Annotated in this window: 13 protein-coding genes; 11 read left to right on the plus strand and 2 right to left on the minus strand. The window is 65.7% G+C overall.

Annotated elements, in window-relative coordinates:
- Positions 1-36: 36 nt before the first annotated feature.
- A complete protein-coding gene (locus tag ABD301_RS34955) occupies positions 37-855 on the plus strand; it encodes a TIGR03619 family F420-dependent LLM class oxidoreductase (RefSeq protein WP_344314448.1) in 819 nt (272 codons plus the stop codon).
- Here ABD301_RS34955 and ABD301_RS34960 read toward each other — a convergent pair.
- Together ABD301_RS34960 and ABD301_RS34965 are read right to left on the minus strand one after the other, a co-directional pair.
- Positions 841-1,605 (minus strand): nucleotidyltransferase domain-containing protein, encoded by a 765-nt coding sequence (locus tag ABD301_RS34960; protein WP_344314449.1) that lies wholly within the window; start codon positions 1,603-1,605, stop codon positions 841-843. The genes ABD301_RS34955 and ABD301_RS34960 overlap by 15 nt on opposite strands.
- A complete protein-coding gene (locus ABD301_RS34965; RefSeq protein ID WP_344314450.1) occupies positions 1,602-2,516 on the minus strand; it encodes a nucleotidyltransferase domain-containing protein in 915 nt (304 codons plus the stop codon). Before ABD301_RS34965 ends, ABD301_RS34960 begins: the two co-directional genes overlap by 4 nt.
- Positions 2,517-2,612: 96 nt before the next feature.
- Between ABD301_RS34965 and uvrC the strand changes: the two genes are divergently transcribed.
- The 10 genes from uvrC (at position 2,613) to ABD301_RS35015 (ending at position 15,289) form a co-directional block, all read left to right on the plus strand.
- Positions 2,613-4,721: an excinuclease ABC subunit UvrC gene (gene uvrC, locus ABD301_RS34970; protein WP_344314451.1), complete on the plus strand. Its 2,109-nt coding sequence runs from the start codon at positions 2,613-2,615 to the stop codon at positions 4,719-4,721.
- A gap of 77 nt (positions 4,722-4,798) precedes the next feature.
- A complete protein-coding gene (rapZ, locus tag ABD301_RS34975; protein ID WP_163567253.1) occupies positions 4,799-5,650 on the plus strand; it encodes an RNase adapter RapZ in 852 nt (283 codons plus the stop codon).
- Entirely contained in the window at positions 5,647-6,687 is a 1,041-nt protein-coding gene (locus tag ABD301_RS34980; protein ID WP_279579350.1) for a gluconeogenesis factor YvcK family protein, read from the plus strand. Before rapZ ends, ABD301_RS34980 begins: the two co-directional genes overlap by 4 nt.
- Positions 6,678-7,658 (plus strand): DNA-binding protein WhiA, encoded by a 981-nt coding sequence (whiA, locus tag ABD301_RS34985; protein ID WP_163567152.1) that lies wholly within the window; start codon positions 6,678-6,680, stop codon positions 7,656-7,658. The genes ABD301_RS34980 and whiA overlap by 10 nt, the downstream gene beginning before the upstream one ends.
- 319 nt (positions 7,659-7,977) lie before the next feature.
- Positions 7,978-8,982 carry a type I glyceraldehyde-3-phosphate dehydrogenase gene (gap, locus tag ABD301_RS34990; protein ID WP_344314453.1) on the plus strand — a complete coding sequence of 335 codons (1,005 nt, stop codon included), beginning with the start codon at positions 7,978-7,980 and terminating at the stop codon, positions 8,980-8,982.
- A gap of 11 nt (positions 8,983-8,993) precedes the next feature.
- Complete coding sequence (locus ABD301_RS34995) at positions 8,994-10,208, plus strand: phosphoglycerate kinase (RefSeq protein WP_344314455.1); 1,215 nt, start codon at positions 8,994-8,996, stop codon at positions 10,206-10,208.
- A gap of 6 nt (positions 10,209-10,214) precedes the next feature.
- Positions 10,215-11,054, plus strand: coding sequence for a triose-phosphate isomerase (tpiA, locus tag ABD301_RS35000; RefSeq protein ID WP_344314456.1), 840 nt, complete (start codon positions 10,215-10,217; stop codon positions 11,052-11,054).
- Positions 11,055-11,313: 259 nt separating this feature from the next.
- Positions 11,314-12,315: an ABC transporter permease gene (locus ABD301_RS35005; RefSeq protein WP_163567151.1), complete on the plus strand. Its 1,002-nt coding sequence runs from the start codon at positions 11,314-11,316 to the stop codon at positions 12,313-12,315.
- A gap of 88 nt (positions 12,316-12,403) precedes the next feature.
- Entirely contained in the window at positions 12,404-14,095 is a 1,692-nt protein-coding gene (locus ABD301_RS35010) for an ABC transporter substrate-binding protein (protein WP_344314457.1), read from the plus strand.
- 156 nt (positions 14,096-14,251) lie between these two features.
- The gene (locus ABD301_RS35015; protein ID WP_163567148.1) at positions 14,252-15,289 is read left to right on the plus strand and encodes an ABC transporter permease subunit; all 1,038 of its coding nucleotides are present in this window, start codon (positions 14,252-14,254) and stop codon (positions 15,287-15,289) included.
- Positions 15,290-15,349 lie beyond the last annotated feature (60 nt).

Genomic DNA, 15,349 nt, shown 5'->3' on the forward strand with positions numbered 1-15,349 from the left:
CAGACAAACCGGCGCCGTTTCGTTAGATTCGGCAGAATGCAACTGCAAGTGGTGTTACCGAATGAATCGGTCGGGATGGGGCGGCGGACGCTGCAGGAAATCACCCGGGCGGCCGACGCGCTCGGCTATCACACCGCGTGGCTGCCGGATCACGTGCTGCCGCCCGGTCCGTACGGGATGACCTATGGCGGCGTGTACGAGCCGCTGGTCACGCTCGGGCATCTGGCCGGTACGACCACGAATATCCGGCTCGGCACCTCGGTGTTGATTCTTCCGCTGCGCGATCCGTTCCTGGTCGCGAAACAGGTCGCGACCATCGACCGGCTGTCCGAAGGCCGGGTCACGCTCGGCGTCGGGATCGGCTGGGAGGAGTCGGAGTTCACCGCGCTGCGGTCCGATTTCGGCACGCGGGCGGCCCGTACGGACGAGGCCGTCGCGCTGCTAAGGCACCTTTTCGCGGCTGGTGCAGGCCCGTTCGAAGGCACTTTTTATGGTTTCGAAGACGGGTTCTTCGAGCCGCGGCCGGATCATCCAGTGCCGATCATGGTGGGTGGTACGTCCGACGGGGCGCTCCGGCGGGTGGCTCGGCTGGCCGACAGCTGGCAGGGATTTGGCATCGACGCCCCGAAATTCGCCGAACGGGTCGCATTCCTCAAGCAGCAGACCGATCGGCCGATTGCGGTTGGCACGCGTACGGCCTGGGACACGAGCCTGGACGACCTGATTTCCGCGGCGGTCGGCTTCGCGGCCGCCGGAGCCGAACACCTGGCCATCCATTTCGGCGAGCCGGAAGGGTATGTTGAGCGGATGTCCGCCGCAATGCACGGAATTACCGGTGCGCTAAAGAAAAGTTAGGCCGCGCGTCCGGAGTCGTACGAGCAGGTCATGCAGGGCGGGCTCGGCGGTCGGGGAGTCGGGCAGCTCGCTGTCCTGCTCCGTGTCGTCCAGCACTTGGAAAAGACCAGCGATGTCCGCCTCGAAATCACCGTCCACAGTGGAGTGTTCGGCACCAGCTTTGGTGGCGATCAGGTCCGGCAAGTACGCGGGCGCGTCGACGAGATCGACCAGCGTGGGCAGGTGCGCGACGACCTCACCAGAACGCAGCAGGTGGATGCCGGTCAGCAGGACGCGAAACGTGTAGAGCAGCGGCTTGAGGTCGTTGCCCTGCTGAAAAAGCCGCCATTGACCGCGGCCGAAACCGCGGTAATGGTGGGCGTGGTGCCTGGTCAGCAACGAAGGCGCCAGGTCGACCAGCTCGGCGTGCACCGGGCCGGTGGTCACGACCAGCGGGGACAGCAGCTGCTCCAGCACATATCCGTTGCGCCGCAACAGCAGCCGGAAGAACTTGCCCGCGTCATGGGTCACCAGGTCGATTTCGGCGCCGGCCCGAGTCCACATCCGATCGATGGTTTCCGGGCCGCCGCGCAACCCGACGACGTCGGAGAGCGGCAGGACGTGGACGCCCCGTAGATCGACATCCGAGTCGACGGACGGAAAACCGTAGAGGTGCGCACCGGACACGGTGACGAACAGCAGCTCGTACGGCTGCTCGGCTACCACGTCCCGCAGCTCCGGCATCGAGAGCTCGCGCATGTCCCGGGTCATCGCGGCACTCCGCGCAGGCGTACGTCCCGGAGCCACCCGTCGACGCGCGCGATGTTGGGCACGGCCGGCAGCGGGGTGCCGTCCATGGCGTCGTCCAGGTCGCGGTGCAGCGACAACCGCCACCGCTCGACTTCCTCCCACGACCGTTCGCCGCGTCGCACGGCCAGCAAGGCGTCCCGCTGGTCGCCGACGTCGATAGCGAGCTCGCCCGTACGCAACAGTGTTCGCGCCGACAGCAGCAGGCGCAGCAGGTGCATGACGTGCTTCCATTTCGGCTCGCCGCGCTGGCGCAGGTCTGCCTCGAGTTTCTTGAACTGGCTCAGCGTGTAGCCGTGATAGGTCTGATAAGCCAGCTGGGACAGGAAAGCCTGCCGAATGTCCAACAATTCCTGTCCGACCGGCGTGACTCGGCGGACCAGCGGCGACCAGAGCACCTCCAGGACGTTCGGATTGGCTTTCAACGCCAGCTCACAAAACCGCTCGACCTCCCAGCTGAACCACTCATCCTCGGGACCCTCAACGTGCATCGGAGGCTTGGCTAGCGACCAGAAATCCGCTGTCGGCGCGACGTAGACGCCACGCACGTCCGTGTCGGAGGCGTCTGTCGACAGACCGAAAGCGCGCGATCCGACGACGACGGCGTAGATCGTGTGGTCGTTGACGAGCTGGTGCGGATCCGAGTACAGACCCACCGCGAGGTCCTGCTGGTACGCGCGACGTAATGACAGCTGGTCGCGGGCGGCGCCGAGCGTACGACCGTCGGACAGCTTCACGGCGTACGAACCGTCCGGTTGGTCGCCGACGACCCGGCCGATGGCACCGCGCTGGACCGGCCGGCCACTGTGGTCGGCCGCGAGGTCGCGCAGCACCACCTGGGTGCCGACCGGAAGACGCGGAGCTGTCGATGCCATGAGTCCATGCTGCCCGATGGCATCAAGGGGATTTCCGCGGTTTGTACGGCCCGGCATCACCGACACGCTGTCGGTGCGGCGAGCTAGGGTGTGGGCGTGCCGGATCCAGCGACGTACCGGCCCGCGACGGGCACCATCCCCGAGTCGCCGGGCGTTTACCGATTCCGTGACCAGACGGGCCGGGTGGTCTATGTCGGCAAGGCCAAAAGCCTGCGGTCGCGGCTGAACTCCTATTTCGCGGATCCCGGTGGGCTGCACCCGCGGACGTACCAGATGGTCACCACCGCGGCGAGCGTCGACTGGACGGTGGTGGGCACCGAGGTCGAGGCGCTGCAGCTGGAGTATTCCTGGATCAAGGAATACGACCCGCGCTTCAACGTCCGCTATCGGGACGACAAGAGCTATCCGAGCCTCGCGGTCACCTTGTACGAGGAATACCCGCGGCTGCTGGTCATGCGCGGCCCCAAGCGCAAGGGCGTGCGTTATTTCGGCCCGTATTCACATGCTTGGGCGATTCGGGAAACCCTGGACCTGTTACTTCGGGTGTTCCCGTCCCGGACCTGCTCGGCCGGAGTTTTCAAGCGCTCCGGCCAGATCGGTCGGCCGTGCCTGCTCGGCTACATCGGCAAGTGTTCGGCACCATGCGTCGGCCGGGTCAGCGCCGAGGAGCACCGGGCGATCGTCGAGGACTTCTGCGACTTCATGGCCGGCAAGACGGACCAGATGATCCGCCGGTTGGAGAAGGACATGCGGGCCGCGTCCGACGACCTGGATTTCGAGCGGGCGGCCCGGTTGCGGGACGACATCGGCGCGCTGCGGCGGGCGCTGGAGAAGCAGGCGGTGGTGTTCGGCGACGGCACCGACGCCGATGTGGTGGCGTTCGCGGAGGATCCGCTGGAGGCCGCTGTGCAGGTCTTCCACGTACGAGGCGGGCGGGTGCGCGGCCAGCGCGGCTGGGTCACCGAGAAGGTGTCCGATGTGGACACTGGGCAGTTGGTGGAACAGTTCTGTACGCAGATCTACGGCGGCGAGGACAGCGAAGCGGTGCCCCGCGAGGTGCTCGTGCCACAGCTCCCGGAGGACGCCGAGGCGCTCAGCAGTTGGCTGACCGGCCTGCGCGGCAGCCGCGTCGACCTGCGGGTGCCGCAGCGCGGGGACAAGCGGGCGCTGATGGAGACGGTCCAGCGCAACGCCGGCCAGTCGCTCACGCAGCACAAACTCCGTCGAGCCGGCGATCTGACCGTACGCTCGCAGGCGCTGGCCGAGATCGCCGACGCGCTCGGCCTGGACGACGCGCCGCTGCGGATCGAGTGCTACGACATCTCGCACGTGCAGGGCACCGACGTGGTCGGGTCGATGGTTGTCTTCGAGGACGGGGTGCCGCGTAAGTCCGAATACCGGCGGTTCGCCGTACGCGGCGAAGGGACCATCGTCGAGGGTGAGCGCGGACCGGACGACACGGCCGCGATGGCCGAGGTGTTGCGCCGCCGGTTCGCTCGGTATCTGAGCGAGCGGGAATCGTCCAGCGGTGTGGTCGGCGAGGGCATCGACCCGGAGACCGGAAAGCCGAAGAAGTTCGCGTACGCACCGAATCTGCTGGTGGTGGACGGTGGCGCTCCGCAGGTGTCGTCGGCCGCCGCGGTGCTCAGCGAGCTCGGTATCACCGATGTGGTGCTGTGCGGGCTGGCGAAGCGGCTGGAGGAGGTGTGGTTGCCGGGCGAGGACTACCCGGTGATCTTGCCTCGTACGAGCGAAGGTCTTTATCTGCTGCAGCGGGTCAGGGATGAGGCGCACCGGTTCGCCATCACCTATCACCGGCAGAAGCGGTCGAAGCGGATGACGGCGTCGGCGTTGGACAGCGTGCCCGGTCTCGGCGAAACCCGGCGCAAGGCGCTGCTGAAACACTTCGGGTCATTGAAAAAGCTGCGGGCGGCCAGTGTTCAGGACATCACCGACGTGCCGGGGATAGGTTTACATACCGCACAAGCCGTACACACCGCACTTGGTGGGGTGGCGGCAAATGCCGAAGGTGGGCCGGCTACGGTGGGACAGTCTTCGTCACCGGGCGAGGGGGAATCGGCCGGTGTCGGGCTTGGGGAGCCGGATTCCTCTTATGGGGAAAATCGCTCCGCGGGGGATGCGATCGCATTTGATGCGGCGACGGGGGAAGTGCTCGAGCCGGACGCTGGGGAGGGGCAGCAGTGACCGGTGGGTCGTCGGCGCAGGCGAGGTCCGCGCAGTTCAGGTCGAGTGACAGCAGGCTGTCCACGGTGCCGTCGGTGATGGACCTGGTCATCGTGACTGGACTGTCGGGCGCGGGTCGCTCGACGGTGGCGCGTGCGCTGGAAAACGTCGGATATTACGTGGTCGACAACCTGCCCCAGTCGCTCGTCATCACGATGGCGGAGTTGGCGCAGCAAACCGGTGGCGCCGCGAGGCGAACGGCGATCGTGCTGGACGTACGCAGCCGCGCCCTTTCTTCCGACATCGCCGAGGCGATCCAGCAACTGCGAGCCCGGGACTTCCATCCGCGGGTGCTTTTCCTGGAAGCCGACGACGATGTGCTCGTACGCCGTTATGAAAGTGTGCGTCGTAAGCACCCGTTGCAGGGCGATGGCCGGCTCTTTGACGGCATCATCGCCGAGCGCGCGCTGCTCGCCAGCGCCCGCGGCGAGGCCGACCTGATCATCGACACCACCGAGCTGAATGTGAACCAGCTGCGGAACCGGGTCGAGGAGATCTTCGGCGACGAGTGGCACCGGCTGAAGGCGACCGTGCTTTCTTTCGGCTTCAAGTACGGCGTGCCCGGCGACGCGGATTTCCTGGTGGACATGCGATTCCTGCCCAACCCGCACTGGGTGCCGGAGCTGCGGCCGCTGACCGGCCAGCACCCGGACGTGGCCGACTTCGTGCTCAAGCAGCCGGGAGCCGCGCAGTTCCTGTCTCGATATGCGGCACTGCTGACCGATGTCGTCGACGGTTTCGCCGGTGAGGGCAAGCAGTATTTGACCGTGGCGGTCGGTTGTACGGGCGGCAAGCACCGCAGCGTCGCCACCGCCGAGCGGCTCGGGGCGATGCTGGAAGAGAGCAAGCTGCCGGTCCGGGTGGTTCACCGCGATCTGGGGCGGGAGTGACCAGGGTGCGGGCCCGCGCGGGAAAGGTCGCCAAGCCACGGCGGACGCCGAAGCTGCGGGTTGTCGCGATCGGCGGTGGCCACGGCTTGGCCGCGTCCGTACGAGCCCTGAAGCACCTCGACCAGCCGGGTCGCCGGCTGGACCTGAGCGCGGTCGTGTCGGTCGCCGACGACGGTGCGTCCTCGGGTCGCGTACGCTCCGAGCTGGGCATCCTGCCACCCGGTGACCTGCGTAAATCGCTGGTCGCGCTGGCTGGAGACAGTCCGACCGCGGTCACCGCGGCGACGTTGTTCGAACACCGCCTCGGCGGCACCGGGCCGTTGGCCGGGCACGCTGTGGGCAATCTGATCCTCGCCGGGCTGCTGGAACAGCTCGGCGACGCACCGACCGCGCTGGCCGCCGCCGCCGCGATGCTGGACGCCCGGGGGCGGGTGTTGCCAGCCGCGGAACGGCCGTTGGTGCTGGGTGGTGAGGTAGTGACGGCGGGATCCGACCGAGCCGAAAAGGTCGGTGGGCAGGCCGCACTCGTCCGCGCCAGAGGCCGGATTCGCCGGCTCTGGATCGATCCGGAAGACGTGCCGGCCTGTCCGGCGGCGGTCCAGGCGATCGAGGCCGCGGACGCGGTGGTGATTGGTCCTGGCTCGTGGTTCACCAGTGTGCTGGCGCCCCTGTTGGTGCCCGGGATAGGGGCCGCGGTGGCGCGGACCCGGGCGAAAGTGGTGCTGGTGCTCAATTTGGCAGCCGGTCCTGGGGAGACCGAGGGGATGACGGCGGCGGCCCATGTGGACGTGCTGGCCGAGCATCTGCCGGGGCTGCGATGCGACGCGATCGTCACCGATCCGTCCGTGGCGCCGGCCAATTCAGAAGTGACAACCAAACTGGACTCTGCCGCCGCGGCAATGGGGGCGCGCGTGATCCACGCGCCGGTGGCGGCAGCCGATGGGACACCTCGTCATGACCAGTCTTTGCTGGCGGCGGCTCTGTGGGGGGCACTGGATGGGGCGTACGAGAGGATGGCGGTGGACTCATGGCGATGACAGCAGCGGTCAAGGATGAACTGAGTCGGCTCACCGTTACCAAGCCGTGCTGCCGAAAAGCCGAGATGGCCGCGTTGCTGCGGTTCGCCGGCGGGCTGCACATTGTGGGCGGCAGGGTCATCGTGGAAGCCGAGTTGGACACCGGCGCCGCGGCCCGGCGGCTACGCCGGGAGATCACCGAGGTCTATGGGCACTCCAGCGAGATCCAGGTGCTGGCGTCCGGCGGGTTGCGGCGCGGGAGCCGCTACATCGTCCGGGTGAGCCGGGACGGCGAGGCGTTGGCCCGCCAAACTGGTCTGCTCGATCTGCGCGGCCGGCCGGTGAGAGGGCTGCCGCCGCAAGTGGTGTCGGCGGGTCTTTGTTGCACGGAAGCGGCCTGGCGAGGTGCCTTCCTCGCGCATGGCTCACTGACCGAGCCGGGCCGCTCGGCGTCGCTGGAGATCACCTGTCCGGGCCCGGAAGCGGCGTTGGCGCTGGTGGGCGCCGCGCGCCGATTAGGTATCTCGGCGAAGGCCCGAGAAGTGCGCGGCGTCGACCGCGTGGTCGTACGAGACGGGGACGCCATTGGCGCCCTGCTCACCCGGATCGGCGCGCACGCGAGCGTACTGGCCTGGGAAGAACGCCGGATGCGCCGCGAAGTCCGAGCGACCGCCAACCGGCTGGCCAACTTCGATGATGCCAACCTCCGCCGCTCCGCCCGCGCCGCGGTCGCCGCCGGTGCCCGAGTCGAGCGGGCGCTGGAAATCCTCGGTGGTCAGGCTCCAATGCACCTGATCGAGGCCGGCCGGTTGAGATTGACGCACAAACAGGCTTCCCTGGAGGAGCTGGGACAACTGGCGAATCCGCCACTGACCAAGGACGCCGTCGCCGGTCGCATAAGGCGTTTGCTTGCTCTCGCTGACAAACGCGCCAGCGAAATGGGCATTCCCGACACCGAGTCGAGTGTCACCCAGGACATGCTGGCCCAGTAGATCTTTGTTTTCGGTGGTGCGGTTGGGGACAGTTCCCCATTTCTGGACAACTGGTCAGGTCTCGAGTGCGGGACAAAACCCCGCACTCGACGTCAAGTGCGGGACAAAACCCCACAGCCGGCGGGAATCCAGCCCCACCCGCAGATCGACGCACAGTCGGAAAGTGGTGGCAATCACGTACGTTTCTTGAATCGATCTAGAGGGTCCGGTAGTGGTACGCCAGCCTGGGTCGATAGGCTCGCGAGTGACGACCAGTGTGAGGTGTTCCGCAGCGGCGTTGGGTCGCTGGAGACCACCTCAGATCGAGGAGAGAATCCGCGTGACGATCCGTGTAGGCATCAACGGCTTCGGCCGCATCGGCCGCAACTTCTTCCGCGCCGTGCTGGCCTCCGGTGCGGATGTCGAGGTGGTCGGTGTCAACGACCTCGTCGACAACGCGACCCTGGCGCACCTGCTCAAGTACGACAGCATTCTCGGCCGGCTCAACGCTGAGGTCAGCTATGACGACGAGAACATCACCGTCAACGGCAAGGTCGTGCGCGCGAGCGCCGAGCGTGACCCCGCGAACCTGCCGTGGAAGGACCTCGGCGCGGACATCGTCATCGAGTCGACCGGGTTCTTCACCGACGGCGAGAAGGCGAAGGCGCACCTGGCGGCCGGCGCCAAGAAGGTCATCATCTCCGCGCCGGCGAAGAACGACGACGTGACCGTGGTGATGGGTGTCAACCACGAGACGTACAAGCCCGCCGAGCACGCCATCATCTCCAACGCGTCCTGCACCACGAACTGCCTCGCGCCGCTGGCGAAGGTGCTGAACGACAGCTTCGGCATCGAGCGCGGCCTGATGACGACGATCCACGCGTACACGCAGGACCAGAACCTGCAGGACGCGCCGCACAAGGACCTGCGCCGGGCCCGTGCGGCCGCGCTGAGCATCATCCCGACCTCGACCGGTGCCGCGAAGGCGATCGGCCTGGTGCTGCCGGAACTGAAGGGCAAGCTGGACGGGTACGCGCTGCGGGTGCCGGTGCCGACCGGTTCGGCGACCGACCTGACCGCGACGCTGACCAACGAGGCGTCCGTGGACGACATCAACGCCGCGTTCAAGGCGGCTGCCGAGGGCCCGCTCAAGGGCTACCTGGTCTACAACACCGACCCGATCGTGTCGGCCGACATCGTCACGCACCCGGCGTCCTGCATCTTCGATGCGCCGCTGACCAAGGTCATCGGCAACCAGGTCAAGGTCCTGGGCTGGTACGACAACGAGTGGGGCTACTCGAACCGCCTCGTCGACCTCGCCGCGTACGTCGGGTCGTCTCTGTAGTGAGCACTGTAGTGAGCACTGAAGTGAGCACCGCTGTCGTTCGTACGCTTGACGACCTGCTGAAGGCCGGTGTCGCCGGCGCAAAGGTCCTCGTACGCGTGGACCTGAACGTGCCGCTGGACAACGGCCGGATCACCGACGACGGCCGGATCAAGGCCGTGCTGCCGACGGTGAACAAGTTGCGCGAGGCCGGCGCTCAGGTGGTTCTGCTGAGCCATTTGGGCCGGCCGAAAGGCAAGCCGGATGTCGCGTACTCGCTGAATCCGGTCGCGATCCGGCTGTCCGAGCTGCTCGACGCGCCGGTCGCTTTCGCCACCGACACAGTGGGGGAAAGCGCGAAAGCGGCCGTCGCGGGCCTGGAAAACGGCGGCGTCGCGCTGCTGGAGAATGTGCGTTTCGACTCGCGCGAGACGTCCAAGGACGAAGCGGAGCGACAGGCGTTCGCAACCGAACTCGCCGCATTCGGTGAGTCCTATGTGGACGATGCTTTCGGCGCCGTACACCGCAAGCACGCCAGCGTTTTCGAACTCGCGCGCAAGCTTCCGCGTTATGCCGGGTTGCTGGTCGCGACCGAGCTGGCAGTGCTGCGCCGGCTCACCACCGATCCCCAGCGGCCGTACGCGGTCGTTCTCGGTGGCTCGAAAGTGTCAGACAAGCTCGGTGTTATCCAATCCCTGCTGCCCAAAGTCGACAAACTGCTGGTTGGTGGCGGGATGTGCTTCACCTTCCTCAAAGCCCAGGGCAAAGAGGTCGGCGGCTCGCTGCTGGAAGAGGACCAGGTCGAGGTCTGCAAGCAACTGCTCGCCGACGCCGGCGACAAGCTGGTGTTGCCGGTGGACGTGGTGGTCGCCGAGGCGATCATCCCGGACGCGTTGGTGAAGGTGGTCGCTGCCGACGAGATTCCGGACAACCTCAAGGGCCTTGATATTGGCCCGGCTTCGGTGGCGCTGTTTGCGGACATACTCAAAACCGCGAAAACGGTGTTCTGGAATGGCCCGATGGGCGTTTTCGAAGTGGCTCCGTTCGCTGGCGGTACGCGTGGTGTCGGCGAAGCCGTCGCCGCGGTCTCGGGTCTATCGGTGGTCGGTGGCGGTGATTCGGCCGCGGCCGTACGCCTGCTAGAACTGGGCGAGGATTCTTTCGGGCACATCTCCACCGGAGGTGGCGCTTCGCTGGAGTTCCTGGAGGGCAAGACCTTGCCCGGCCTCGAAGCGCTGGAGGACTAAGAAACTATGGCCCGTACCAAGGCGGCCACCACCGGTCGCCGGCCGTTGATCGCCGGCAACTGGAAGATGAACCTCAACCACCTTGAGGCCATCTCGGTGACGCAGAAGATCGCGTTCAGCCTCTCCGAGGAGCAGTTGACCGACGTCGAGGTGGTCGTGCTGCCACCCTTCACCGACCTTCGCAGCGTGCAGACGCTGATTGGCGGCGACCGGCTGTTGCTCGGTTATGGAGCGCAGGATCTGTCGCCGCACGATTCCGGTGCGTATACCGGCGATGTCAGTGGTCCGATGTTGGCCAAGCTCGGCTGCCAGTACGTGGTGATCGGCCACTCCGAGCGCAGACAGCATCACGCCGAGACCGACGACGTCGTCAACGCGAAGGTCAAAGTGGCCCGAAAGCACGGCATCGCACCGATTCTGTGCGTCGGCGAGGGCCTGTTGGTGCGGAAAGAGAATGGTCATGTCGAGCACTGCACGCTCCAACTGCGGGCGGCACTGGCCGGTGTGAAGGCGGAGACCATCCTGGGCAGCGACCCGAAGGGCGACCGCGCGCCGGTCGACCTTGTCATCGCGTACGAACCGGTCTGGGCGATCGGCACCGGCGAAGTGGCCACCGCGGCGGATGCTCAGGAAGTGTGCGCGGTTCTACGGGCCACCATTGAGGAGTTGTACGACGTGGATGTCGCGAAAGGCATTCGTATCCTCTATGGCGGCTCGGTTAAATCATCAAATGTGGCTGGAATTATGGCCGAAGCGGACGTCGACGGCGCGCTTGTTGGCGGCGCCAGCCTGGATCCGGAGGAGTTCGCCCGGATTTGCCGGTTCCGTGAGCATGTGACAGCGTAACCATTCGATAGCTGGCGCAACCAGAGGGCCCACCTGTTATCGCAGGTGGGCCCGCCTTTATATGCACCCAAAAGGTCTGAACCCAATACTTGGATCCGACCCCGCTGGTCCGGCTTTATTACTAGTAGGTCACGATTCTGCGTCGGGGTTGGCGTTTTCCGCACGCGGGCATGCTCGACGGCATTAGAGTCCAGCCGGTTCGTGGTTGTCGGGCCACGCCGCGTACCGGCCATCAGTTACCGAAAGGCAGACGGAGTCCATGACGCAATCGGTTGGCGAAACCGAACTCGGCCACACTCCGGAGATGGTGCCGCAGGAGTCCGGCGCCGAGATTCGGGGTCGTTCCCTGTGGCAGATCGCATTGCGGCGGTTGCGCCGCGACAAGGCCGCGATGTTCGGCGTCGGCCTGGTGCTCTTCTTTGTGCTGTTGGCGCTCCTGCGTCCGTTGCTGGACCTGATCGCCGGTGTCGACCCGTTCACCTTCGACGCCAGCTCGGTCACGTCGGCAGGTTTGCCGATCGGCCCGATCGGCGGCATTTCCGCACACCACTGGCTGGGCGTTGAGCCGTCCACCGGCCGCGACTTGATGGCCCGGTTGCTGTACGGGGTCGCCACCTCGCTGATCGTGTCCGTCGTTTCGGCGATCGTCGCGGTCGGCGTCGGCGTGGTCACCGGCATCGCCGCCGGCTATTTCGGGGGCTGGGTGGACAGCCTGATCAGCCGGATCGTGGACGTGCTGCTGGGCTTCCCGCAGCTGCTGTTCCTGATCGCGCTCACCCCGCTGATCGCGAACCGGCTGAATTCGTTCGGCATCGACTCGACCTCGCCGTTCTGGCGCGGCCTCATCCTGGTGATGGTCATCTCGGTGTTCGGCTGGCCTTACTTCACCCGCGTCATCCGTGGCCAGGTGCTGTCGCTGCGAGAGCGCGAGTTCGTTGACGCGGCCCGTACGGTGGGCGCGAGTGGCGGCCACATTCTGTTCCGGCAGATCCTGCCGAACCTGTGGGCCCCGATCATCGTCTTCACCAGCCTGATCATCCCGGTCTACATCACCGTCGAGGCGTCGCTGGCCTACCTGGGCGTCGGGTTCGTGACACCGACCGCCTCGCTGGGCGTCATTCTTCAGGACGCGGTCAGCTGGTCGACAGTCGTACCGTCGTATTTCTTCCTCCCGGGCCTGGTGCTTTTCCTGATCGTGCTCGGGTTCAACATCTTTGGGGACGGGCTGCGCGACGCACTCGACCCGAGGTCCAGCCACTGAGTTCTCGGCGTCTGGAAACACCGGCGGCAGTCCGGCCGTCGCACTCTTGGGGGAATCCAATGAGGGATGCAGGAAGGGTAGGGAGCGCATGACGCTCAGCAGAAACCGAGCCGTGAGATGGCTCGCGGTCGGTGCCGCGGTCGCGATTTTGACGACCGCCTGTGGCACTCCAGATTCCGGGAGTTCCGGGGGAAGCGGCGGTGCTGACCACAAGGGCGGCACGCTGACGTTGCTGGACCAGTCCGACTTCGAGCACTTGGACCCGGCGCGTAACTACGTGGCCTCGCAGCAGCATGTCGCAGTGCTCTATGCGCCCACCTTGACCTCTTATGTCAACGCGGCCGGCGTGGCCGGTACGGCGATCGCGGGCGACGCGGCCACCGACACCGGTACGAAGAACGCCGACGCCAGCGTCTGGTCCTTCACGATTCGCCAGAACCTGAAGTGGCAGGACGGCAAAGAGGTCACCTGTGAGGACTTCCTGTACGGCGTGAAGCGGTCCTTCTCGGACATCCTCACCGACGGCCCGCAGTACCAGAAGCAGTACTTGCTGGGTGGTAAGAACTACAAGGGCGTTTACCTTGACCCGAACGGCCTGCCGTCGGTCACCTGCAAGGGCGACACCATCACGTACAAGTTGGCTCAGGGTGTGCCTGACTTCAACTACACCGTATCGATGGGTATCTTCGCGGCCGTCCGTAAAGACAAGGACACCAAGGAGAAGTACGACGACCAGCCGTTCTCGTACGGCCCGTACATGATCAAGTCCCACGTGCGCGACCAGTCGCTCACGCTGGTTCGCAACAAGTACTGGGACCAGAGCCTGGACAAGGTTCGGAAGAACCTGCCGGACGAGTTCGACTTCAAGTTCGGTCTGGACGCCTCGGTCATCACCGACCGGCTGATCCAGGACAAGGGCGCTGACCAGGCGACGATGACCTTCGGCAACACCCAGGTCACCGCGCAGCAGGCTCAGCAGGTGTTGAACGACCCGAAGCTGAAGGCCCGTTCGGTCGTCGGCCTCGACGGCTTCACCTGGTATATCGCGGTCAACACCAAGAAGGTCCCGGACCAGAAGTGCCGGCAGGCCTACAACTACGCGATGAACAAGCAGACCGCGCTCACCGCGTTCGGTGGCCCGGCCTTCGGTGACATCGCGACGAGCATCATCGCGCCGACCCTGAAGGCGTACAAGAAGGCCGACCCGTACAACCTGGGCAGCAAGCCCGAGGGTGACCCGGCGATGGCCAAGCAGCTGCTCGCGCAGTCGCCGACCTGCCAGAAGAACATCAAGTTCGACTACTCGCAGACCCCGACCGGTGACCGGCTGGCCGCCGCGGTGAAGGACGGGTTCGCCCGGGCCGGCATCACCGTGACCGCCAACCCGATCCCGCGTAAGCAGTACTACACCACCGTCGGCAAGCCGGCGGTCGAGGACGAGCTGGTGTACGTGGGTTGGGGTGCTGACTGGCCGTCGGCTTCCACCGTGATCCCGCCGCTGTTCGATGGCGCGCAGATCATCCCGGAAGGCAACCAGAACTACTCCCAGCTAAACGACCCGGCGATCAACAGCAAGATCTACTCGATCGCCAAGAACCCCGACTCCGATGCCCAGCAGCCGCAGTGGGGCGACCTGGACATCGCGATTCAGCAGACCGGCGCGACCATCCCGCTCCGGTATGAGAAGGCCGTGTACCTGGTGGGCTCCAAGGTCACCGGTGCGCACCTGCACTCCGAGTACTCCGATGTCAGCCTGCTGAATATCGGTGTCTCACAGTAGAAATCTCGACAAACGGCCACGATGTGGTGCGCCGGCTCACCGGCCGGCGCACCACCTCTGGTCAGCGAAGGTTTTCTCGCACCGTCCCCAGTCGAGGCCGTCCAGATGAGACGGTGACCGAGGCCGACCCACCGGCCGTTGACCAGGAAGACCACGATGATTCGCTACATTCTCCGGCGCCTGCTCCTGGCGGTGTTGACGCTTTTCGTGCTGTCGGTGGTTTGCTACGGGTTGTTCTACGCGATCCCGACCGACCCGGCTGCCGTCTCCTGCTCGAAGCAGTGCACTCCGCAGAACCTGGCCGGCGCGCGGCACAAGCTGGAGCTGGACATCCCGATCCAGTGCCAGTACCTGCGTTTCGTCAAGGGCCTGGTGACTGAGCGGCATTACGCCAACATGACGGGTCCGAAGGACTTCATCGGGTGCCCATCGGTCGGGGCGGCGACCCCCGAAAGCTACAACTGCGCTGCACCCTGTCTGGGCTACTCGTTCGCCCGAGATACCGGCGTGAACGACCTGATAGGACCAAAACTTCCGGTAACAGTGTCACTAACCCTGTACGCGGCCATTCTCTGGATTCTGATGGGCGTCGGCGCCGGCATTGTTTCCGCTCTGAAGCCCCGAAGTCTGATGGACCGCGTGGTGATGGTGCTGGCCCTCGCGGGTGTCTCGCTGCCGACGTTCTTCACCGGTCTGACGATTCAGAAGTTCGTTGTCGACCAGGGATACTGGCCGATCCGCCCGGACTACTTCTCGCCGTTCAGTCAACCGTGGTTCTTCCTGCAGGCGATGTTCCTGCCCGCTTTCGTGCTGGCGATCGCGAACGCGGCGATCTATGCCCGGCTGACTCGGGCGAACATGCTGGAAACCCTGAACGAGGACTACATCCGTACGGCCCGAGCCAAGGGTCTGCGAGAACGCAGAGTCGTGGTGAAGCATGCCCTGCGGGCCGCGCTGACGCCGCTGGTGACGATCGCCGGCCTGGATATTGGTGCGCTGCTCGGTGGCGCCATCATCACCGAGAAGGTCTTCAACATCCAGGGACTCGGGTTCCTGATCGTGGACGCGGTCAACAACCTCGACTTCCCGGTAATCACCGCGGTGACACTGCTCGCGGCGGCGTTCATCGTGTTCCTGAACCTGATCGTCGACCTGCTCTACGGCGTGATCGACCCGAAGGTCCGGCTGTCCTAGCTCGACTCATCGACGGTGTCCGGCGTTTTATCGCCGGGCACCGTCGGCGTGTCGGAGCGA

Origin of the sequence: Fodinicola feengrottensis, assembly GCF_039530045.1 — a bacterium.
Classification (GTDB): domain Bacteria; phylum Actinomycetota; class Actinomycetes; order Mycobacteriales; family HKI-0501; genus Fodinicola; species Fodinicola feengrottensis.